The organism is Mycobacterium hubeiense, from assembly GCF_002838065.1.
GTDB lineage: Bacteria > Actinomycetota > Actinomycetes > Mycobacteriales > Mycobacteriaceae > Mycobacterium > Mycobacterium hubeiense.
In genome coordinates, this window is record NZ_PIZU01000061.1 from 1 (window position 1) to 19046 (window position 19046).

Here is a 19046-nt window from a genome sequence, read left to right on the forward strand (position 1 = left end):
TGCCTCATTCAGGTTGACAGGTTCCGCAACGAGTTCTTCCACATCCTCGACCTCGCACCGATCGAGGACGGCGGGTACCGCGCCTACGTGTGCGACGGCCTCTACAACGTCTTTCGTGATGGCGCGAACCCCGGTACATATGTGTCGGTCTTCAATCCGATGGAAGGTGTAACCGAAGGCCTTTCTGACCTGGATCACTTCGGGATCCAATTGTGGCGTGTCGAGTTCACCGACCACGGCCCATCCCGGAATAGTGATGCTCCTGATGCTGTTACAGCTGCCCAACAGGGACCCAATCCCGCACCCCTAGGCGACGTGTTTGGGCCATGGCGCATCACCGGTGCCAGCCCAAATGCTTTGTGGGGACCGCAGGACGCACCCGACTCCGCGCCCGGGAGCTGGGGCATGGGCGACGAATATAACGAATTCAAGCGACAGTGCCTCGACGAGATGCCGCATGACGCCGCGCAGCGCCAAGCCATCTACACCAGTCATCTCGACACTCCACCAACAGCCGAGCCCGCGGTGCCGGGCTGGCCGACGGTAACGCATGATTCATGGCCATGGCCACCCTTCGGGTGAATTGCCGCCGGATAGCGAGACTCTACGTCAGCGGGAATCGCGTCAAACGTATCCGAGCTGGCCAGAAAGCTTGGCGGACTTTTGCTTTGGATTGAGGCTTTACGGCCCGTACCGATGGCAGTGATCAGACCTCAAGAACCTTCATCACTTCGTCGCCGTAGTCGTTGATTACTTTGACGGCGATCTTTCCGGTTGTTGGCGGGTCAAACGGCAATGAGAACGTCCGGTACAGCGCCGACCATGCATCAGGCTGAATGTCCGCGCGAAGCGCGGTCTTGAGCTTCTTGTAAGGATCGTTACCACCGGTGAAGTAGCAGTGCCGGACAAAGAAGGACGTTTCGTCGTAATTGGTGTCGATCATCCACAACGCGATCTGACCCGTATCATTGCTACGGACCTCGCCGGTGGTCGGGTCATAGACGTCGACACCTCTGAGGTTGACGGCCAGCTTGCCGTCGCCCGTCTTGTCGAGCTGAATATCCGGTTCGCCGAAGACCGTGAACAGGTTCGCCGAGTCGGTCTTCTTCAGGTTTTCACCGATCAACAGATCCGCATTCATCCGGACCATCAGAACTTGGATTCGCCCAACTCGACGCTGGCCCGCCACGTTGGCGAAACCTTCATCCGAAGCTTCCACCGTCACACCGTCATCCTCGGTGACGCCAGTCGCCTGCGGATCGAAAGCGAAAGCAAGAACGCACAGCAGGTCGATGTCGCCTGCCTTAATCCCCTCCCGTGCAGCCTCTTTGATGAATCCGGCGCTCACCGTGCCGTACTGAGGGCCGATGGCCACACCGATTCGAGTGCTGTCCGGATCGTCACGGCGCACGCCGACGGCCTGGATGTACCTGCCCGCATAGGCTTCTACCGAAGCGAACTCAATCCGCTCACGACGCCGGCCATTCTGAATACCCGCTTTGGCAAGATTGTCGAGGATCGACTGCTCGAATGTCGGCGAATCCGGATCAACCGCGGCCGACGCTTCACTGATCGACTCAAGACTCTCCTCGTCGACTGTGCCAGCGAACACCAATGACCGGTGCGGCGACAGACTTTCCACTGTGAAACGTCCGGCGACGCGCACCTTTTGCTTGTCTTCGTAGGGCCTGTCGTACAGGTACTCGAAGTCCGCGTGCCGCTTGATCGCAGCGTCGATCTCCTCGCGCGTCATCTCCTCCTTGATATCAGGGTTGTTAGCGATGGATTTCAGTGTGATGTGTTGGACGCGCTCGTAGACGAAACCGTGCCGAACATCGTTTGAAACAGGTTCAGGCGACACCGGCTTACCTGTCAGCTCAGCCTCTTTCGTCCGACCTGCCTTCGAATCAGCGAGGATATAGTACGGAAATTTGGCACCCATGAGGCGCTGCCGCGCAAGGGCTAGCGCGACCCGGGAGGTATCGATCGTGATCCAGCGACGCCCCCACTGCTCGGCAACGAAAGCCGTTGTGCCCGAACCACATGTCGGATCCAGAACGAGATCGCCCGGATCCGTGCACATGAGCATGCAGCGCTCCACTACTTTGGTGTTTGTTTGCACGACGTACAGCTTGTCCATGCCGCTGCCCGATTGAGTGTCGTCCCACAGATTGTTGATCGGAATCGCGGGGAAGTCGTCGTGGAATCGTACGTAGTTCAAGCTGTTACCGCTTACCTCGACCCGACCGGCGTGAATAAGCCGTTCCATGCCCTGCTCGTTGGTCTTCCATCGAGCCTGCATTGACGGTCGATAGGTGGTACCACCGATCGTCACGGGGAACCACGACGCGGCCCCTTCTCCCTTCTCGCGTCCGGCGCCCTGGGAGGTCAGAATCTGAAGTCGGTACAACCGGCCGTCCGATGGACGATACGTATCCAATTCGGCTCGAGACAGTCGACACCGGGAACCATCAGGCCGCTCGATAAAAGAGTAAGTCGAATCGCCGCCTGGCCCAACCTTTCTAGAACGGTACTGCGGACGAAACTTCGCCGCCTCACGGTCCTTGGCGAACCATAGAATGTAGTCAATCGTGCCGCCTAGAAACTCGCTTGTCGCCCCGCTAGTCGTCTTGAACGCGATCTGATTTATGAAGTTCTCACTGCCAAATACTTCGTCCATCAGACTTCGAACAAGATGAACGTTCTCATCTCCGATTTGAACGAAACACGATCCGGTCTCGGTCAGCAGGTCGCGAGCAACGACGAGTCGATCCCGTAGGTACGCCAGATATGAGTGGATGCCCAACTCCCAGGTATCGCGAAAAGCTTTGATCTGCTCGGCTTCTCGTGCGGCATCCTCTAGCTTGCCGTCCTTGACGTCTCGCTTCCGGGCGGAGACCTGCCAGTTCGATCCGAATTTGATGCCGTACGGCGGATCGATGTAGATCATTTGCACGTTGCCGCGCAAAGACTCCCGCTCGGCAAGCGACGCCATCACATTCAGTGAGTCGCCGAGAATCATTCGGTTGGACCAGTTGGCGGAGTGTTGGTAAAACTCGACCTGCGAAAGCTCATCCAGCCCGTCGAAGTCGTCGTACAACGTAAGCTCGGGCTCCTCATCAGGCCGCTCCGCAGTCCGACGCAGATTCTCGACCAGCACCTGCGGGTCGATCTTTTCCTGGATATAGATCGGCGGCGCATCCGCGATCAGATCCGACGAATCCTGCTTGTCCTTGCCACGCCAAACGAGCTGTGGGTCCAAGCTCGGGTCACGCGCGTAATGAACCTGCTTCGACTCCACCGTCGCTGGGTCCACGAAGACTTCAGCATCGGCGGTTGGGATATTCGCCCGAGCATCCCGATGCTTGATCGCTTCGACCGGGGTCGGACCGGTGGTCTTCTTACGCGCCACGCCGACTCCTAAAGTCGAGGACGTCCTCATCGCCAACAATCGCGGCATCGTTGTACAAGTTGTCGATCGCGTCGTTGAGCACATCACGAACGGTGTTCGGATCTTTGATCTCGATGTATCCCCAGCGACCGAAGCCACGGTGATTATTGACGGCGGGCACCCACTTGTCTCGCGCGGTTCGCGCCTTTTCCTGTGTAGGCCCAGGACTCTTCTGTCCTCCAGAGACCTCAACGATCAATGTGCGATCGAAGTCTTCGCCCTCGGCGCGTTTCAACCGCAATAGGAAGTCTGGTTCATATGAGTGGCTGCGCCCCAAGTGGACGTAAGGGATCGTGAAGCCCAGATGGTCGTTCTTAACGTAGGCCTCTACCCGGGGGTTGAGCTCACACTCCAACGCGAGGATCTGCTCCCAGGTGTTGCCGTCCACGCCATCGAAAACGACATGGCTCACTTCCGATTTCACGGTCTCGATGTGGGCCTTTCGGGTTAGGAAGCGAACCTCCGCCGTGCTTCCCTCCGAGTCGAAGGGCCGCAGCATTGCACGCAGCCGGCCACGCTGATTTCCTTCTAGCCCAACGATCGCCGCCAACAAGTCCTCCGCTGCGCGGTTTTGTAACTGAGCGTTGGTAAGTAGAGAACCGATGGTGCGACCGTCACGAACTTGTACGCATTCCTCGACCCACTGGGTGCAAATGCGCGCCAACTGTGGGAACAGCCAAGGCCGGCGATCCGCGTTTCGCTGGAAGTGGCGAAGTAGTAGCACCCGCGCGATGTGGAACGCCACCTGCTGTGGACGTACATCGCTGACTACAACGACGCGCTCCGATTCACCCACAATCGGCGCAGATTCCGTCCAGGTTGGCACCTCGTTCGCGCCAATGGTGAAGGGCTTCAGCGCCTCCGGATCGAGGTGCAGTGGTTCATCCGGCAGTTCGATGCGGTAGCCGTCGAGCTTGGGGAACCTGATCCGCAGGTGCTCGCGGCCCGCCACAGCACCAACTTCCAAAGCAGGCCGTGGTGGCGGTGGCTCTTTGATCACCCGGTCAGATGGAATGAACGCGAATGGAATTCCGTAGATGTTGGCGTACTCCGGCTCGAAAAGTCCGTCAGAATTTGCGACGTAAGACCTACGACGTAGGCCGCGCCCAACCACCTGTTCGCACAAGAGTTGGCTACTGAACGCGCGGACACCGAGAATATGCGTGACGGTGTTGGCATCCCATCCTTCGGTCAGCATCGCGACGCTGACCACGCATCGGACGTCAGCACCGAGCAAGCCAGGCTTACCGACGGTATTCATGACCTCGCGCAGAATGTCCTGATCCGTAAGCTTGTCGACGTCGGCGCCGGGATGATCTAGTCGGTATTGTGCCTTGAAAGCGTCGATTTCGGCCGACGCCGCTTCTTTGAACTCGCCTTTGAGGGCTTCCCCACTTTCGAGTTGGGCGGAGTCGATCAGGATTGTGCGAGGCCGCGACAGCGGCGTTCCGTTATCAACATTGCTGAAGAGCGCCAAGTTCCCTGGCTGGTGCACGGTTGTGCCGCCCACCACAACGTCGCGGCCGGCGATCCAGTCGTAAATCAACTTGGAGACAAGGGTGTTCGGGCACACGACGATGAACACCGGTGGCGTTTCACCTATCGCATCCTTGTTGGCTTCCCAGTGCAGATATGACCGCTCGTAGCTTTGGTAGAGGCTGTTCAATGCACCGGCAAGGACATCAGGCATGATCCATTCGCCGTAGTCAAAATCCTTGGACTTTCGCTTCGGCAACTGCTCACCCACGTGCTGCCATAGCGTCAAGTAGCTAACGAGGTCACCTGCCGCGTCGTCGTCGACGGGGATGCGCGGAACCTTCACAATTCCCGACTCGATCGCGTCCATAAGGGAGAAGTCGCTAACCGTCCACGGGAAGATCAAGCCCTCGTTGTAGCCGGATCCCGACAGGTAGAACGGTGTCGCCGACAAGTCGTAGATCTGCTTCACGCCAACTCGTTGTGCAATGGCTTGGATCCCGCGGAACCAAACGCGAGCCTCTTCGTTGGCCTCGTCCTCTTCGCGGGAGAGCTTGCCGTGCGTGATCGGTCGGTCGCGGTAGCAGTGATGCGCTTCGTCGTTGAGCACAACAATTTCATGCTTGCTGCTCGCACTGCTCAGTCCGAGATCCCGAAGGACACGCACTACGACGGCGTCCGGCGCTTCTTTGAACGGGTCATCAGACTTTCCGGCTAGCAATAGCTTTCGGGTGTTGTTGCTGACTCCCTTCATTTCTTTCGCTATCCGCGGTAGGAAAGCGTGGTAGTTGGTGATCGCGATCAGCGCCTGATGCAGCGCGCTTGTGAGATCGGGCGGAATGAGATCGCGCTGCCGGTAATAGTTGTCAGGATCGCTCGGCCGCAAAACGCGGAGGCGGTCACGGATCGTGATGCCGGGCGTGATCACCAGGAAGCGGTTGGTGAACCGTGCGTCTCGTGGGGCGTAGACCTTGTTGAGAGTCTGCCAGGCGATCAGCATCGCCATTACCACGGTCTTGCCGGACCCCGTCGCCATTTTCAGCGCGATCCGCGGCAGGCCGCCGTTGTGGTCGTCGTTGGCCTCGGCTATACGAACCCGCCAGTCGCTGTATCCGTGACGCCCGGCGACCTCCGCCAAAAAGATGGCCGACTCGGCAGCTTCGCGCTGGCAGAAGAGCACACGGTTCTCCCGCGTGGGATCAGCCCAGTGCTCCATGAGCTTTCGACTGATCGGCGTTGCCCCCTCGTAGTTGCGCTGACGCCACCGATCGACCTCACGACGCAAGTCGTTAATCAACCTGTTGCGTGTACGCCGCTCACCCGTGACGTCGAAGTCGAAGCTCTCCTGAATGCCCTCACCTGTCCGCTTGCCTTTTCGTGCGAACGGAATCGGGACGTACGACTCGCTCTCGCGGCGGCCAGGGACCTCTTTGCCCGTCGGACCGTGGGGTCCGATCTCGAAATGGCGCGTCGGCATCTCATAGGGCGAGTTGAGGATGGGGTTCGCGATCGGCTCAGCCATGCCGACCTCCCGTCATCCATACGTCGCGCCATCTATACATGGTTGCCATCTATACATGGCAACACTGACAGGGTCGCATCTTAGAGCCATCTATAGATGGTCGACCTGGAGTTTCGACCTCGGCATGTTGCGTGGGTGTCGGAGTCGGAGATCGAACGGGAACTGGCGACAGCTCTCGGCCGCCGACTCGCCGAACTTCGTCTCGCTCGCGGCCTGACGCAGGAGGATGTCGCCCAAGCAGCCGGGATCAGTCGCAACCACTACCAGCTGCTTGAATACGGGCTCGGCAGACGCAACGATCGCAAGCCAGCGAACCCTCGCTTATCGACGCTCATCGCGCTCAGCGAGGTTCTCGGAACGACCGTCCCCGAACTCATTGATGCGATGTTCACTGCCGACGAAGCGACGACGGGCAAATAAGGGTAGGAGTACGTGCGCCCGTGGCGTGACGTGCGGTTATGCCGTCATACGACCATCGAAGGCTTCCGAATCCCCATTACCGCGGCCATATCATTGGTATGGCCATCAGGGGGCTCAGATGAACGAACAGAAAACTGTCATCGAGATCTGCCGGCGCGCCGGATTGAGTTAACAGGAGCTCGCCGACCTCTCAGGTGTTGCCCAATCGAACATCGCCGCTTATGAGAGGGGCACTCGGCGGCCGTCGGCCAAAATGCTCAAACGTCTCGAAGCGGCAGCCGAGCCTCGTCCCTCTGCCCTGCTTGCCGAACGCAAACGCGCGATCAAAAGACTTGCGTCACAACACAAGGCCCGCGATATCAAGGTCTTCGGCTCAGTCGTTCGTGGCGACGATCGTCCCGGCAGCGACCTGGATCTGCTGGTCCAATTCGCGCCAGACGCGTCGTTGTTCGACCAAGTCGAACTCGCACAGGGCATCGAGGACCTCTTGGGCGTGCACGTCGAGGTGGTCAGCGTGGGTGGTCTGCGGCCCGACCACGCGGAGATTCGAGCACAGGCTCGACCTCTGTGACCGAAGCTTGATCCCAGACCCAAAAGACGCTGGCGGTGTTCCTCGAGTTCGCAGAGCTTGGCGCAAGACTCGTGGAACGCATCCTGGACAACGCGTAGCGGAACAACCCGGACGGCGAGCGTGTTGTCGGCGACATGACGACTCTCGGGCCAGTCGGCCTGGCCAGCGGCTACCCGTACACCGACGACGCGACCGTGGTGGCCGACGAGGCACGCCACGCCGAACGCCTGGGCTTCTCCACCCTGTGGCGGTCCGGCAATCTGCCGATGCTCGAAGCGGCCGTGCGTGCTACGACGTCGATTCCCGTTGCCACCGGCATCATCCCGGTTTCCACCGTGCCGGCCGCAGACGTCATCGCCACGTACCAAGCGCTGGAGCGTGAGCAGCCTGGCCGCTTCATCGTCGGCCTCGGCGGCGCGCACGATGCCCGGCCACTGGCCACCATGAGCAACTACCTCGACGAGCTGGACGCCGCGGGCGTGCCGGCCGGATCGCGCGTGCTGGCCGCGTTGGGGCCGAAGATGCTTGAGCTGGCCCGCGATCGGGCGAGTGGTGCGTACCCGTACTTGGTGACGCCGTCGTATGTGTCCGACGCGCGGGCCGTTCTTGGCGACGAGCGCAGCCTGGCGGTTCTCTTGATGGTCATTCCGACGACCGACCGCAAAGCCGCGCGAGCCGCGGCCGCGAAACCGTTGGATTTCCTCGCCAAGGTCGGCGGCTATCGGCGCAATCTGCTTCGCCAGGGATTCAGCGAGCCCGACATCGACAACGTCAGTGACCGTCTGTTGGATGCCATCACGGCGTGGGGCGAGCTCGACCGGATCGCTGACCGCATCGCCGAGTTCTGGGCGGCCGGTGCCGATCAGGTCGTGCTGCGAGTCCTCGACGGGGACCTACCCGGCTGGCGAGAGCGGTTGGCGCACAAGCTAATTGCCTAGGGTGATCGCCAGCAGCGCCAGCCATCCACCGGCCACCCCGACGCCGGCGCCCAGCACAAACCATCGCCAGACCGGCAACTTACGCCACCCCCACACCGTCGGCGCCAGCCCGCCGACGGCGACCAGATTCAGCCCGATCGCCAGCAGCGGGTGGACCCGGATCAAGCCCAGGCTGAGCACGACGACGGCCGCGGCCGTCACCGCCGCGACGAACCCTGCGACGGTCAGCCCCGTCCCCCACGGTGTGGACTCGTCGGTCACGGTGTGTTTCTCCCGGGGTCGCTTCGCTCCCTGCCCGCCGGCGCCAGCCTAGCCCGTTCGTAGAACGCCAGCGCCGCAGCGGTCGCGACGTTGAGCGAGTCGGTGCCACGCGACATCGGGATGCGCACCCGCAGATCGGCGGCCCGCATCGCCCGCTCGGTCAGACCCGGCCCCTCTGCGCCGACAAGAAACGCGACCTTCTCCGGCCCCAACGCCGTCATCGCCTCCGGCAAGGCAGTGGCCGCCGGGTCCGGCGTCATGGCCAGCAACCGAAAGCCGTTGTCACGCAATATCTCCAGATCATGCGGCCAGCTCGAAGCCCGCGCATACGGCACCAGCAGCGCGTGGCCCATCGACACCCGCACCGCGCGGCGGTACAGCGGGTCGGCGCAGCCGGCGCCGAAGATGATCGCGTCGACGGCCAGGCCTGCGGCATTGCGGAAGATCGAGCCGAGGTTCTCGTGGTCGTTGACGCCCTCGAGCACCGCGACGGTGCGCGCGCCGTCGAGCGCCTGCGCGACACTGAATTCCGGCGGCCGCGCCGCCGACGCCAAGACCCCGCGATTGAGGTGGAAGCCGACGACGTCGGCCATCACCTCGGCGTTCACCCGGTAGTACGGCGCATCGGTGCGGTGAAGATCGTCGGCCAGCTCCGTCAGGCGTCGGGCGGTGCCCATCAGCGCCCGAGGCGTAAAGCGCGACGCCAGCATGCGCTGCACCACCAGCACACCCTCGGCGATCACCAAGCCCTTGCCGCTGGGCAGATCGGGCCTGCGGTCGACGCTGTTGAGATCCCGAAAGTCATCCAGCCGTGGGTCTTTCGGATCATCGACATCGATAACGAGACTGCTCACGCGCTCTCTTCGACAATCGCCAACATCAAATCGGCCGCCGTCATCAGCGTCTTGCGCTCCTCGGAAGTCAGCTTGGCCAGTCGCTTTGCCAGCCATTCCTGGCTGGCGCGCTTCTCCTCCTCGACGAGGCGGGCCCCCGCGGGTGAGACCGATATCAACACCTGCCGGCCGTCGGCGGGATCGGCGGTGCGCACGGCGAATCCCAGTTCGACCAGTGAGGCGATCACCCGCGTCATCGACGGCGGCCGCACCCGCTCCCGAATAGCTAACGCGCCCGGGGTCATCGCACCCTCCTTGGCCAGCGTCGTCAGCGCCGACAGCTGTGATAGCGAAATCGGGGATTCCGCACGCCGAAAGCGCAATTGGCGCGCCAGTCGGACGACCGCAAGTGACAAATCGCTGGCCAGCCGGGCATCGAGATCTTTCACATGGCAATCATTACCTACGAGCCCGTCAACAAATGCCGATTCCAGGGCAACACCCCATGGGCTACGTTGATCTCACCATGGCCGCCGAACATCCCGATGAGCCGCCCCAGCCACCGCCTTTGCCGGCGGGCTTGCTGGAGCCGTGGCCCGTCATCGCCGTCCTGGCGGTGGCCTGGCTGATCGCCACCGTGCTGACGTTCACGGTGGACGCGTTGCACGAGTGCCGACCGTTCGCCATCGCCGGCCTCGGCGTCGGACTCCTTGGCACCTCCATATTTGTGTGGCAACGTCACGCCGTGCGCCGCGGATCCCGCGGCGCACAAAGCGGGCTGAGCTGAAAGGAATTCACCATGGCTGCACCGCTGTTACAAGCCCAGGTCGACATCAATGCACCGGTATCAAAGGTCTGGGGATTGATTTCCGATCTCGACAACATGCCGCAATGGAGCCCGCAGTGCCGGCGGATGAAGGCACTCGGCCCGCTGCAACCCGGCACCAAGACCATCAACCTGAATCGCCGCAAGTTTCTGTTCTGGCCGACGACGTGCACCATCACCGAGGTCATCCCCGAGAAGAAGCTGGCGTTCGAGGTCAATCAGAACGGCACGATCTGGAGCTACGAGCTCGAACCGACCGACGCAGGCACCCGCGTCACCGAGAGCCGCCATGCCGAAAACGGCGTCAAGGCGGTGTCCAACATGACGGTCAACGCACTCTTCGGTGGCGTGCCCAGCTTCGAAGCTGAACTCGTCGAGGGCATGAACCAGTCGCTGGCCCGCATCAAGGCGGCCGCGGAAAACTAGCTGGTGGGCTCGGTCAGGTCCAGAACACCGTCGTCGTAGGGGTCGTAGAGCGGCGAACCGGTCCCGGCCGGCGCCGGGGTGTCCGAATGCGCCCCGCAGCCGTACTCGGCGTCGACGACGTGGCCGTCGGCGGACAACTCGTTGGCGCAAACCCCGAACATCGAGCCCAGCGATCCCGTCAACGGCAGGTAGAACCCGCAGTCCCGGCACACCCGCTTCGTGGAGCGCGCCATCGCCGAGCCCGGCCCGTACTCGCCGTCATGCCAGCGCTGCGCGGCAGCCGACCGGCCGAACGCGCTGAGCACCCGTCGGCGACCGAATCCGACCTCCGTCGCGACCTCGTCGACCTGCGGATCACCGCTGGCGAGGTAGCCCGGCACCAGCCGCGGGTCGTCGGGCAGCGGCGCGAGCAGATCGCCGGGGCTGAGGTCACCTGGCCGTATCCGGTCCTGCCAGGGCACCCACTTCGGCGCCAGCAGCGCCGTCGGCCCGGGTACCAGGACCACCTCGCTGATGGTGGCGTGGTCGGTGCCGGGATAGCCGGCCACGACGACGGCCCACTGCCAGCCGCGGTAGCCGGGCAGCACGGCCAGGAAGCGATGGGTGGCGGAGGTCGGATCTTCGAAGCTCGCGCCGAGATACTCGCCGACCGTCTCCTCCCCGCTGAACTCCACGAGCGCGGTGCGCGCCTGCTCCACGGCGCCCATCAGCAGCGCCGCCAGGTCGGCTGGCCGCTGCTCGGTGTCCCGTTCGGTGGATTCCGTCACGCTGTCCATCGCCACCAATAGTGCCTGAGCCCCGCCCCCGATAGCCACACCGGTCGGCTTCCCACTGCTGTCAGCGGCGTAGGGAAGAATTGTGGACGTGACCGGATCGCGGCGTGACCAACGTGGCCAGGCGGACCGGCGTGATCCTCGCTATTACCCGCCGCGTCCGCCGCGCGACGCCGGCGACGAGCACCCCGGCATGGCCAACTACCCCAGCGACGGGGTCAGCTACCGCCGGCCGCGCCGCCAGACGATGCCCAGCGCCAATCGCTGGCTGCCGCCACTGGACGAGGAGCGGAACCACCGTGCGGACCCGCCGCCGGACATCGGCTCGGCCGCGGGCGAGAAGATCACCGTCACCCGGGCGGCCGCGCAACGCAGCCGCGAGATGGGGTCGAAGATGTACGGCCTGGTGCACCGGGCCGCCACCGCCGACGGGGCCGACAAATCCGGGCTGACGGCACTGACCTGGCCGGTGGTGGCCAACTTCGCGGTGGACGCCGCGATGGCGGTCGCGTTGGCCAACACCTTGTTCTTCGCGGCGGCCAACGGAGAGTCCAAGAGCCGCGTCGCGCTGTACCTGTTGATCACCATCGCACCGTTCGCGGTGATCGCCCCGTTGATCGGGCCCGCTTTGGACCGGTTGCAGCACGGCCGGCGGGTCGCGCTCGCGACGTCGTTCATGCTGCGCACCGTGCTGGTGGTGGTGTTGATCGCCAACTACGACGGCGCCACCGGCAGCTTCCCGTCCTGGGTGCTCTATCCCTGCGCACTGGGAATGATGGTGCTGTCCAAGTCATTCAGCGTGCTGCGCAGCGCGGTGACGCCCCGTGTGCTGCCGCCGACGATCGACCTGGTGCGGGTGAACTCGCGCCTGACGACGTTCGGTCTGCTGGGCGGGACGCTGGTCGGTGGGGCGGTCGCCGCCGGTGCGGAGTACCTGTTCAACATGGCCCAGCTACCAGGCGCGCTGTATGTCATCGTCGCCGCGACGGTGGCCGGCGCGGTGCTGTCGATGCGGATCCCGAAGTGGGTGGAGGTCACCGAGGGTGAGGTGCCGACGACGCTGACCTACCACGGCGGCCTGCGGCGCCATCCGGGGCAGCCGAAAGCGGCGCGACAACCGCTGGGGCGCAACATCATCACCGCGCTGTGGGGCAATTGCACGATCAAGGTGATGGTGGGCTTTTTGTTCCTGTATCCGGCGTTCGTGGCCAAGGCGCACGACGCCAGCGGCTGGGAACAGCTGCGCATCCTCGGGCTGATCGGCGCGGCCGCGGCAGTCGGAAACTTTGCAGGCAATTTCACCGCCGCGCGGCTGAAGCTCGGCCATCCCGCGAAACTTGTTGTGCGCGCGACGATTGCGGTCACCGCCGTCTCGCTGGCCACAGCGCTGACCGGTGAGCTGTTGGTCGCTGCGATTGCGACGCTGGTGACATCCGGGTCCAGCGCGATCGCCAAGGCGGCGCTGGACGCGTCCCTGCAGGACGATCTGCCGGAACGGTCGCGGGCGTCGGCGTTCGGCCGATCCGAGTCGCTTTTGCAGTTGGCGTGGGTGGCCGGCGGGGCGACGGGCGTGCTGATCTATACCGACCTGTGGATCGGCTTCACTACCATCACCGCCGTGCTGATTCTCGGCCTGGCCCAGACTGTGGTGAGCTATCGCGGTGATTCCCTGATTCCCGGCTTCGGCGGCAATCGGCCGGTGTTGGCCGAACAAGAGGGCGGTCGCCCGGAGACGGTGGCCAGCTAGTGAAACGCGTCATCGCGGTGCTGGCGGTCGTTGCTGTGCTGGCCTCCATCGGTACGGGGGTGCTGGTGTGGCGCCTGCACAGCCAGCCCGAGCTTCCGACGATCAGCGCGTACACGGATGGCCATCTCGTCCGGGTCGGGCCGTATCGGTATTGCCAAGTACTGGACCTGAACGACTGCGAAATCCCGCAAACCGTCGGCGAACTCGCCGTCGACCGCGAACACGTCGTGCAGCTGTCGGTGCCGCCGGCGATCGCTCGCGCGCCCTGGATTCTGTTGCGCGCCTACGAGGGTGAGGATGTGGTCGAGGAGTTCCGGCCGAACAGCAGGCTCGCGGTGACGATCCCCACGGTCGATCCGCACCGCGGCAGGCTCACCGGAATCGCTGTTCAGCTACCGACGCTGGTGCGCGACGAAGCCGGTAACGAGTTCCCGCTGCCGCACGCGGAATGGTCGGTGCGTACGGTGTGGCCCTAAGCTCCGTGACCTTGCGGCACGCGCTCACCCTCGCGGGGCGGCCCCGGTGGCGTACCGCCACCGAACGGTCTGCCGCCCAAAGCTTCCCGGCCGTGCGGCGTCAGCCAATTGGACAGGTCCGGCCCCTTCGGCACGATCTGCGTCGGATTGATGTCCTTGTGCACGATGTAGTAGTGCTGCTTGATCTGGACGAAATCGATGGTGTCGCCAAAACCGGGGGTTTGGAACAGGTCTCGGGCGTAGGCCCACAGCACCGGCATCTCGGCGAGCTTGTTCCTATTGCACTTGAAGTGCCCGTGGTAGACGGGGTCGAAGCGCGCGAGCGTGGTGAACAGCCGCACGTCGGCCTCGGTGATGGTGTCGCCGACGAGATACCTTTGGCCGCTTAGCCGTTCGGACACCCAGTCCAAGGCGGTGAACAACCGATCATAGGCGCTGTCGTAGGCCTCTTGGGAGCCGGCGAAACCGCAGCGGTAGACGCCATTGTTGACCTCGGTGTAGATGCGCTGCGCCACTTCGTCGATCTCGTCGCGAAGTTCCTTGGGGTAGAGCTGCGGTGCGCCGTCGCGGTGGTATTTCGTCCATTCCGTGGAGAAGTCCAAGGTGATCTGGGCGAAGTCGTTGGTGACCACCTCGCCCGTCGGCACGTCGACAATCGCCGGAACGGTGATGCCCTTCTCGTAGCCGGGGACACGCTTGAAGTAGGCGTCCTGCAGGCGCGGGATCTTCAGCACCGGGTCGACGCCGCCGGGGTCAAGGTCGAACGTCCAACTGCGCTCGTCGTGCGTCGGCCCGCAGAAGCCGATGGACAGGGCGTCTTCGAGGCCCAGCAGCCGGCGAACGATGATGGTGCGGTTGGCCCACGGGCAGGCCCGCGCCACGATCAGCCGGTATCGACCGGGCTCGACGGGATAGCCATCGCGGCCGTCGGCGGTGATGCGGGTGGTGATGTAGTTGGTGTCGCGGGTGAACTCGCCTTGACTGGCCACATAGGACATGGCTTCAGTCTTCCCCGCCGAAACTGAACTTATGTGCGAGATTTGGACGGATTCTCGAACACAAGCTCAGTTTCGGCCGCTGCGGAACCGGCTGGCGCGTGCGCGCGTCATATTTGGGTGGACTGGCCATTCGTAGGGACCGAGGCGCTGGCGGCGGGCCTCGTCAATCGATACCAGCTGGCGACGCGATACGACGCGGTCTATCGCAACGTGTACGCGCCGCGAGGCCAGCTACTGACTCCGGTGCAGAGGGCAAAGGCCGCATGGCTGTGGTCGCGACGACAGGCCATAGTGGCCGGCGTATCCGCAGCCGCCCTGCACGGCTCGCTGTGGATTGACCGGCGCCTGCCCGCCGAGCTGAACCAGCGCAGCCAGCACAGGACCACCGGCATTGCGCTGCACAACGACACGCTGTCAGCCGACGAGATCACGGTGCTCCGCGGTATTCCTGTGACGACGGCGGCCCGGACGGCATTTGACCTGGGCCGCCGATACGGTCGAACCCTTGCCGTCATTCGACTTGACGCGCTGATGCAGGCCACTGGCCTGAAACCAGAGCACATCCAAGTGCTGATCGACCGTCATAAAGGTGCTCGCGGCATCGTTCAGTTGCGCGAAGTGATCGGACTGGCCGACGCGGGAGCGGAGTCACCTCAGGAGACGCGCACGCGACTCGTCCTTACGGACGCAGGTCTACGGCCGAAGAAGACGCAGATCGAGGTGTACGACAGATACGCCGATTTCGTCGCCCGCATCGATATGGGTTGGCCCCACTGGAAAGTCGGCGTGGAGTACGACGGGATTCAGCACTGGACCAATCCCGACGTGCGCAACAAGGACATCGAGCGACAGGCGCAACTCGAGGCATTGGGCTGGCGGATTATCCGGGTCAACGCCGACATGCTGCGTTATCGGCGGGACACTATCGTCGAGCGCACGCGCGCGGCATTGCGGGCCGCCGGCGCGCCCGTCTAGGCGCCGAAACTGAACTTATGTGCGAGATCTCGGCAAAAAGTCGAACACAAGCTCAGTTTCGGCGAAACCTAGGAATCCAGCTCGTGCGCGACCGCCCGAACTACCTCGGACACCCGCCGTGCGGTCTTGCGGTCGGGGTAGCGGCCCTTACGCAGCTCCGGCTGCACGGCGCTCTCCAGCAGCGTGATCATGTCCTCGACCATCCCGTGCAGCTCGTCGGGCGTGTGCTTGTGCTGCGCCGCGGCGGCCTCCCGACGGGTCTTCGAGAGGCTCGGCGGCGGCTCGATGATCTTCAGGCTCAACGCCTGCGGGCCGCGACGGCCAGCGGCCACACCAAACTCGACGCGCTGGCCGGCTTTGAGGCTCTCGACTCCAGCAGGCAATGCCGAGGACCGGACGTAGACGTCCTCGCCCTCTTCCTGCGACAGAAAGCCGAAGCCCTTCTCGGCGTCGTACCACTTCACCCTGCCGGTCGGCACTGGTCCTCACCCGCTCGTCTCTGACTTACATAAGGAAAGCGTCCCGCCTGCGCCGGGACGCGATGGAGTGATCCTACTCGGAGGCCGCCCCGCGCAGCACCCCTGTTAAGTCGGTAGGCTTAAACAACCGCTGGAGGAGAAATGCGCCTGGTACTGAATATCATCTGGTTGATCTTCGGCGGCCTGTGGCTGGCGCTCGGCTACCTGCTGGCGTCGGCCATCTGTTTCCTGTTGATCATCACGATCCCGTTCGGGTTCGCGGCGTTTCGCATCGCCTCATATGCGTTGTGGCCCTTCGGCCGAACCATCGTGGAGAAGCCCGGCGCACGGCCCGGCGCGCTGATCGGCAACGTCATCTGGGTCCTGCTGTTCGGCATCTGGCTGGCCATCGGCCACCTCGTCAGCGCGGTGGCGATGGCCATCACGATCATCGGCATTCCGCTGGCGTTGGCCGACCTGAAAATGATCCCGATCTCGCTGGTGCCGCTGGGCAAGGAGATCGTGCCGGTGGACTCGCTCAAGACGCCCGTGCGAGCCGCCACATGACGATCACCGAACTGGGCCTGCCCTCGCTGAAACCGCTCACGCCCGGGATGCCTACAGACGGCCCGCTGGTCGACACGTTCGGCCGGGCCGCCACCGACCTTCGTGTCTCGCTGACCGACCGCTGCAACCTGCGCTGCACCTACTGCATGCCCGCCGAAGGGCTCGACTGGCTGCCGCAGGAGCAGCTGCTGCGTCCCGAGGAGCTCACCCGGCTGCTGCGCATCGCGGTGACGCGGCTCGGCATCACCAGCGTGCGGTTCACCGGCGGCGAGCCCTTGGTGGCCAAGCACCTCGAGGACGTCGTCGCGGCCACCGCCACGCTGAGACCCCGCCCCGAGATCACGTTGACCACCAACGGAATTGGGCTCGACAAGCGGGCGGCCAAGCTCAAGCGTGCCGGCCTGGACCGCATCAACGTCTCGCTGGACACCGTCGACGCCGCGCACTTCGCGCACATCACCCGTCGCGACCGGCTGGCCGACGTGCTGGCGGGCCTGCGGGCCGCCAAGGACGCCGGGCTGAGCCCGGTCAAGGTCAACGCGGTGCTCGACCCCGAGACGGGCCTCAACGATGCCGTCGAGCTGTTGCAGTTCTGCCTCGAGCACGGCTATCAACTGCGCATCATCGAGCAGATGCCGCTCGACGCCGGCCACCAGTGGCAACGCGGCCGGGCCATCAGCGCCGACGATGTGCTGGCCACACTGCAGCAGCACTTCACGCTCACACCGGACCCGGCGCCCCGCGGGTCGGCGCCGGCGGAGCTGTGGCAGGTCGACGGGCGCGGCACGGTCGGCATCATCGCTTCGGTGTCCCACAACTTCTGCGCGGCCTGCGATCGCACCCGGCTCACCGCCGACGGCCAGATCCGCAACTGCTTGTTCGCGACGGAGGAGACCGACCTACGTCGGCTGTTGCGCAGCGGCGCCGACGACGCCGCCCTCGAGCAGGCCTGGCGTACTGCGATGTGGGCCAAGGCCGCGGGCCACGGCATCAACGATCCGGACTTCGTGCAGCCGGTCCGACCGATGAGCGCGATCGGCGGGTAGCGGTGTCGATGAAGGTGACGGTGCGGTACTTCGCCGCGGCGCAGGCAGCGGCGGGCATCGATGACGAGATCGTCGGCGTCAAGCCGGGGACGACGGTCGCTGCGTTGATCGAGACGCTGGCGCAACGCAATACCGAGCTTGCACGAGTGCTGCGCCGCTGCTCGTATCTGTGCGAGGGCGTGGCAGTGCGGGATCTGCAGGCGGAGCTGCAACCGGAGCAGACGATCGATGTGCTGCCGCCCTTCGCCGGCGGTTGATCGTGATTTGCGTCACATAACGAAATGGTCACAAGCTGGCTACGGACCGGTGGAGCTCGGTTTTTTCCTGGGGAAACGCCCGACCGAACAGCGGCTTTAGAGCCCTTTTAGGATTTGCCGCGACGCGAATCGCCGAAGCCCGCAAAAGATGACGGGAATAGAACGACCCGTTACGGTTCTGACCCAGGCCAGTCGACCCTAATCTGCTGGCTCGCCTCGCTCGATTGCGCCGAGCTCCATCCGTCGGGCGGGGGACACCACGAACAACTTGGATGGAGGCGGGGGACCCACCGGTCCGCCACCTGCAGGACCTGGAGCCGTTTGCGGCTCCTTGGGGTGAAGCCGCCGCGTCTTCAGCGACGCGACGGCCGGGTGACCTCTCCGACCCGAACCCGACAGCTGACCTCGCGGGCGCCGAAGAGAGGACCTACTGCACCCATGAGTGGACGGCACCGCAAGCCCACGACCTCAGCCAAAAGCGTTGCAAAGATCGCCTTCACAGGCGCTGTCCTCGGTACCGGAAGCCTCACTCTCGCAGGCCATGCCTCCGCCGCCACCGACGGCGAATGGGATCAGGTAGCCCGCTGCGAATCCGGCGGCAACTGGGCCATCAACACCGGCAACGGCTACCACGGCGGGCTGCAGTTCTCGCCGAGCACCTGGACCGCGCACGGCGGCGGCGAGTTCGCCCCGGCCGCGCACCTGGCCACCAAGGAAGAGCAGATCGCGGTCGCCGAGCGCGTGCTGGCCACCCAGGGCAAGGGCGCCTGGCCGTCCTGCGGCGGCCCGCTGTCGGGTGCCACCCCGCGCAACGTGGTGAACGAGCCGCAGCCGCTCGACGCGCCGGAGCTCAACGGCCAACTGCCGCCTCCGCCGCCCGCGCCCGCCCCGCCCCCACCGCCGCCGGCCCCGTTCGACGCCATGGCCGCGCCGGCCCCCATGCCCGAGGCGCCGCCTCCGCCGCCACCGCCGGCACCCGAAGCTCTCCCCCCGGCACCCGCCGCACCGCGCGCTCCCGACGCACC

The 19046-nt window shown here is 64.2% G+C and carries 20 protein-coding genes, 2 pseudogenes and 1 riboswitch; of the genes and pseudogenes, 14 read left to right on the forward strand and 8 right to left on the reverse strand.

What is annotated here, in order from left to right:
- Nucleotides 1–582, forward strand: a pseudogene (locus CWS39_RS29025) (hypothetical protein); the annotation flags it as partial.
- Between the two features lie 124 nt (nt 583–706).
- Here the strand turns inward: CWS39_RS29025 and CWS39_RS26290 are convergent.
- Nucleotides 707–3412 (reverse strand): site-specific DNA-methyltransferase, encoded by a 2706-nt coding sequence (locus CWS39_RS26290; RefSeq protein ID WP_102145820.1) that lies wholly within the window; start codon nt 3410–3412, stop codon nt 707–709.
- A complete protein-coding gene (locus CWS39_RS26295) occupies nt 3402–6449 on the reverse strand; it encodes a BPTD_3080 family restriction endonuclease (RefSeq protein WP_102145821.1) in 3048 nt (1015 codons plus the stop codon). Before CWS39_RS26295 ends, CWS39_RS26290 begins: the two co-directional genes overlap by 11 nt.
- Nucleotides 6450–6545: 96 nt before the next feature.
- On the opposite strand from CWS39_RS26295, the gene CWS39_RS26300 reads away from it, so the two are divergent.
- The 4 genes and pseudogenes from CWS39_RS26300 (at nt 6546) to CWS39_RS26310 (ending at nt 8378) form a co-directional block, all read left to right on the forward strand.
- Nucleotides 6546–6869 (forward strand): helix-turn-helix domain-containing protein, encoded by a 324-nt coding sequence (locus tag CWS39_RS26300; RefSeq protein WP_102145822.1) that lies wholly within the window; start codon nt 6546–6548, stop codon nt 6867–6869.
- Between the two features lie 184 nt (nt 6870–7053).
- Nucleotides 7054–7134, forward strand: a pseudogene (locus CWS39_RS30395) (helix-turn-helix domain-containing protein); the annotation flags it as partial.
- Entirely contained in the window at nt 7123–7440 is a 318-nt protein-coding gene (locus CWS39_RS30400; protein WP_199178316.1) for a nucleotidyltransferase family protein, read from the forward strand. The pseudogene CWS39_RS30395 and the gene CWS39_RS30400, both read left to right, overlap by 12 nt.
- A 134-nt stretch (nt 7441–7574) precedes the next feature.
- Nucleotides 7575–8378: a TIGR03620 family F420-dependent LLM class oxidoreductase gene (locus CWS39_RS26310; protein ID WP_102145823.1), complete on the forward strand. Its 804-nt coding sequence runs from the start codon at nt 7575–7577 to the stop codon at nt 8376–8378.
- Here the strand turns inward: CWS39_RS26310 and CWS39_RS26315 are convergent.
- From CWS39_RS26315 to CWS39_RS26325, 3 genes are read right to left on the reverse strand one after another with little or no spacing between them, the layout of a single operon-like run.
- Nucleotides 8367–8639, reverse strand: coding sequence for a DUF2537 domain-containing protein (locus tag CWS39_RS26315; protein ID WP_102145824.1), 273 nt, complete (start codon nt 8637–8639; stop codon nt 8367–8369). The genes CWS39_RS26310 and CWS39_RS26315 overlap by 12 nt on opposite strands.
- The gene (locus tag CWS39_RS26320) at nt 8636–9493 is read right to left on the reverse strand and encodes a TrmH family RNA methyltransferase (protein ID WP_233213707.1); all 858 of its coding nucleotides are present in this window, start codon (nt 9491–9493) and stop codon (nt 8636–8638) included. Before CWS39_RS26320 ends, CWS39_RS26315 begins: the two co-directional genes overlap by 4 nt.
- Nucleotides 9490–9921, reverse strand: a complete 432-nt coding sequence (locus CWS39_RS26325; RefSeq protein WP_102145826.1) for an Rv0880 family HTH-type transcriptional regulator — start codon at nt 9919–9921, stop codon at nt 9490–9492. The genes CWS39_RS26320 and CWS39_RS26325 overlap by 4 nt, the downstream gene beginning before the upstream one ends.
- 56 nt (nt 9922–9977) lie before the next feature.
- Here CWS39_RS26325 and CWS39_RS26330 point away from each other — a divergent pair, with 56 nt between their 5' ends.
- Both CWS39_RS26330 and CWS39_RS26335 read left to right on the forward strand, forming a co-directional pair.
- Complete coding sequence (locus CWS39_RS26330; RefSeq protein ID WP_233213708.1) at nt 9978–10259, forward strand: DUF2530 domain-containing protein; 282 nt, start codon at nt 9978–9980, stop codon at nt 10257–10259.
- Nucleotides 10260–10271: 12 nt separating this feature from the next.
- Nucleotides 10272–10724 (forward strand): SRPBCC family protein, encoded by a 453-nt coding sequence (locus CWS39_RS26335; RefSeq protein WP_102145827.1) that lies wholly within the window; start codon nt 10272–10274, stop codon nt 10722–10724.
- Here CWS39_RS26335 and CWS39_RS26340 read toward each other — a convergent pair.
- Entirely contained in the window at nt 10721–11500 is a 780-nt protein-coding gene (locus CWS39_RS26340) for a DUF3027 domain-containing protein (RefSeq protein WP_102145828.1), read from the reverse strand. The two genes, CWS39_RS26335 and CWS39_RS26340, sit on opposite strands and share 4 nt — an antisense overlap.
- A gap of 190 nt (nt 11501–11690) precedes the next feature.
- Between CWS39_RS26340 and CWS39_RS26345 the strand changes: the two genes are divergently transcribed.
- Both CWS39_RS26345 and CWS39_RS26350 read left to right on the forward strand, forming a co-directional pair.
- Nucleotides 11691–13244 carry an MFS transporter gene (locus CWS39_RS26345; protein WP_199178317.1) on the forward strand — a complete coding sequence of 518 codons (1554 nt, stop codon included), beginning with the start codon at nt 11691–11693 and terminating at the stop codon, nt 13242–13244.
- Nucleotides 13244–13720 (forward strand): DUF2771 domain-containing protein, encoded by a 477-nt coding sequence (locus CWS39_RS26350; protein ID WP_102145829.1) that lies wholly within the window; start codon nt 13244–13246, stop codon nt 13718–13720. The genes CWS39_RS26345 and CWS39_RS26350 overlap by 1 nt, the downstream gene beginning before the upstream one ends.
- Here CWS39_RS26350 and CWS39_RS26355 read toward each other — a convergent pair.
- Nucleotides 13717–14718 carry a glutathione S-transferase family protein gene (locus CWS39_RS26355; RefSeq protein WP_102145830.1) on the reverse strand — a complete coding sequence of 334 codons (1002 nt, stop codon included), beginning with the start codon at nt 14716–14718 and terminating at the stop codon, nt 13717–13719. The genes CWS39_RS26350 and CWS39_RS26355 overlap by 4 nt on opposite strands.
- A gap of 117 nt (nt 14719–14835) precedes the next feature.
- On the opposite strand from CWS39_RS26355, the gene CWS39_RS26360 reads away from it, so the two are divergent.
- A complete protein-coding gene (locus tag CWS39_RS26360; protein WP_102145831.1) occupies nt 14836–15693 on the forward strand; it encodes an endonuclease domain-containing protein in 858 nt (285 codons plus the stop codon).
- A gap of 68 nt (nt 15694–15761) precedes the next feature.
- Here CWS39_RS26360 and CWS39_RS26365 read toward each other — a convergent pair whose 3' ends face one another.
- Nucleotides 15762–16172, reverse strand: a complete 411-nt coding sequence (locus tag CWS39_RS26365; protein ID WP_102145832.1) for a cold-shock protein — start codon at nt 16170–16172, stop codon at nt 15762–15764.
- 141 nt (nt 16173–16313) lie between these two features.
- Here CWS39_RS26365 and CWS39_RS26370 point away from each other — a divergent pair, with 141 nt between their 5' ends.
- The 4 genes from CWS39_RS26370 to CWS39_RS29865 all read left to right on the forward strand — a co-directional run.
- Nucleotides 16314–16718 carry a YccF domain-containing protein gene (locus tag CWS39_RS26370; protein WP_102145833.1) on the forward strand — a complete coding sequence of 135 codons (405 nt, stop codon included), beginning with the start codon at nt 16314–16316 and terminating at the stop codon, nt 16716–16718.
- Nucleotides 16715–17764: a GTP 3',8-cyclase MoaA gene (gene moaA, locus CWS39_RS26375; protein ID WP_102145834.1), complete on the forward strand. Its 1050-nt coding sequence runs from the start codon at nt 16715–16717 to the stop codon at nt 17762–17764. The genes CWS39_RS26370 and moaA overlap by 4 nt, the downstream gene beginning before the upstream one ends.
- A gap of 8 nt (nt 17765–17772) precedes the next feature.
- Entirely contained in the window at nt 17773–18021 is a 249-nt protein-coding gene (locus CWS39_RS26380) for a MoaD/ThiS family protein (RefSeq protein ID WP_102145837.1), read from the forward strand.
- A gap of 217 nt (nt 18022–18238) precedes the next feature.
- Nucleotides 18239–18450: riboswitch (cyclic di-AMP (ydaO/yuaA leader) on the forward strand.
- A 9-nt stretch (nt 18451–18459) separates the two neighbouring features.
- Nucleotides 18460–19046 (forward strand): transglycosylase family protein (locus CWS39_RS29865; protein ID WP_142386948.1); only part of this gene is annotated, 587 nt, incomplete at its 3' end.

Bases quoted from the DNA above. Each gene is read 5' to 3' on its own strand.
- CWS39_RS26295 (WP_102145821.1), bottom strand. From the start codon at position 6,449: ATGGCTGAGCCGATCGCGAACCCCATCCTCAACTCGCCCTATGAGATG.
- CWS39_RS26300 (WP_102145822.1), top strand. From the start codon at position 6,546: ATGGTCGACCTGGAGTTTCGACCTCGGCATGTTGCGTGGGTGTCGGAG.
- CWS39_RS30400 (WP_199178316.1), top strand. From the start codon at position 7,123: ATGCTCAAACGTCTCGAAGCGGCAGCCGAGCCTCGTCCCTCTGCCCTG.
- CWS39_RS26310 (WP_102145823.1), top strand. From the start codon at position 7,575: ATGACGACTCTCGGGCCAGTCGGCCTGGCCAGCGGCTACCCGTACACC.
- CWS39_RS26330 (WP_233213708.1), top strand. From the start codon at position 9,978: ATGGGCTACGTTGATCTCACCATGGCCGCCGAACATCCCGATGAGCCG.
- CWS39_RS26335 (WP_102145827.1), top strand. From the start codon at position 10,272: ATGGCTGCACCGCTGTTACAAGCCCAGGTCGACATCAATGCACCGGTA.
- CWS39_RS26340 (WP_102145828.1), bottom strand. From the start codon at position 11,500: ATGGACAGCGTGACGGAATCCACCGAACGGGACACCGAGCAGCGGCCA.
- CWS39_RS26345 (WP_199178317.1), top strand. From the start codon at position 11,691: ATGGCCAACTACCCCAGCGACGGGGTCAGCTACCGCCGGCCGCGCCGC.
- CWS39_RS26355 (WP_102145830.1), bottom strand. From the start codon at position 14,718: ATGTCCTATGTGGCCAGTCAAGGCGAGTTCACCCGCGACACCAACTAC.
- CWS39_RS26370 (WP_102145833.1), top strand. From the start codon at position 16,314: ATGCGCCTGGTACTGAATATCATCTGGTTGATCTTCGGCGGCCTGTGG.
- moaA (WP_102145834.1), top strand. From the start codon at position 16,715: ATGACGATCACCGAACTGGGCCTGCCCTCGCTGAAACCGCTCACGCCC.
- CWS39_RS26380 (WP_102145837.1), top strand. From the start codon at position 17,773: ATGAAGGTGACGGTGCGGTACTTCGCCGCGGCGCAGGCAGCGGCGGGC.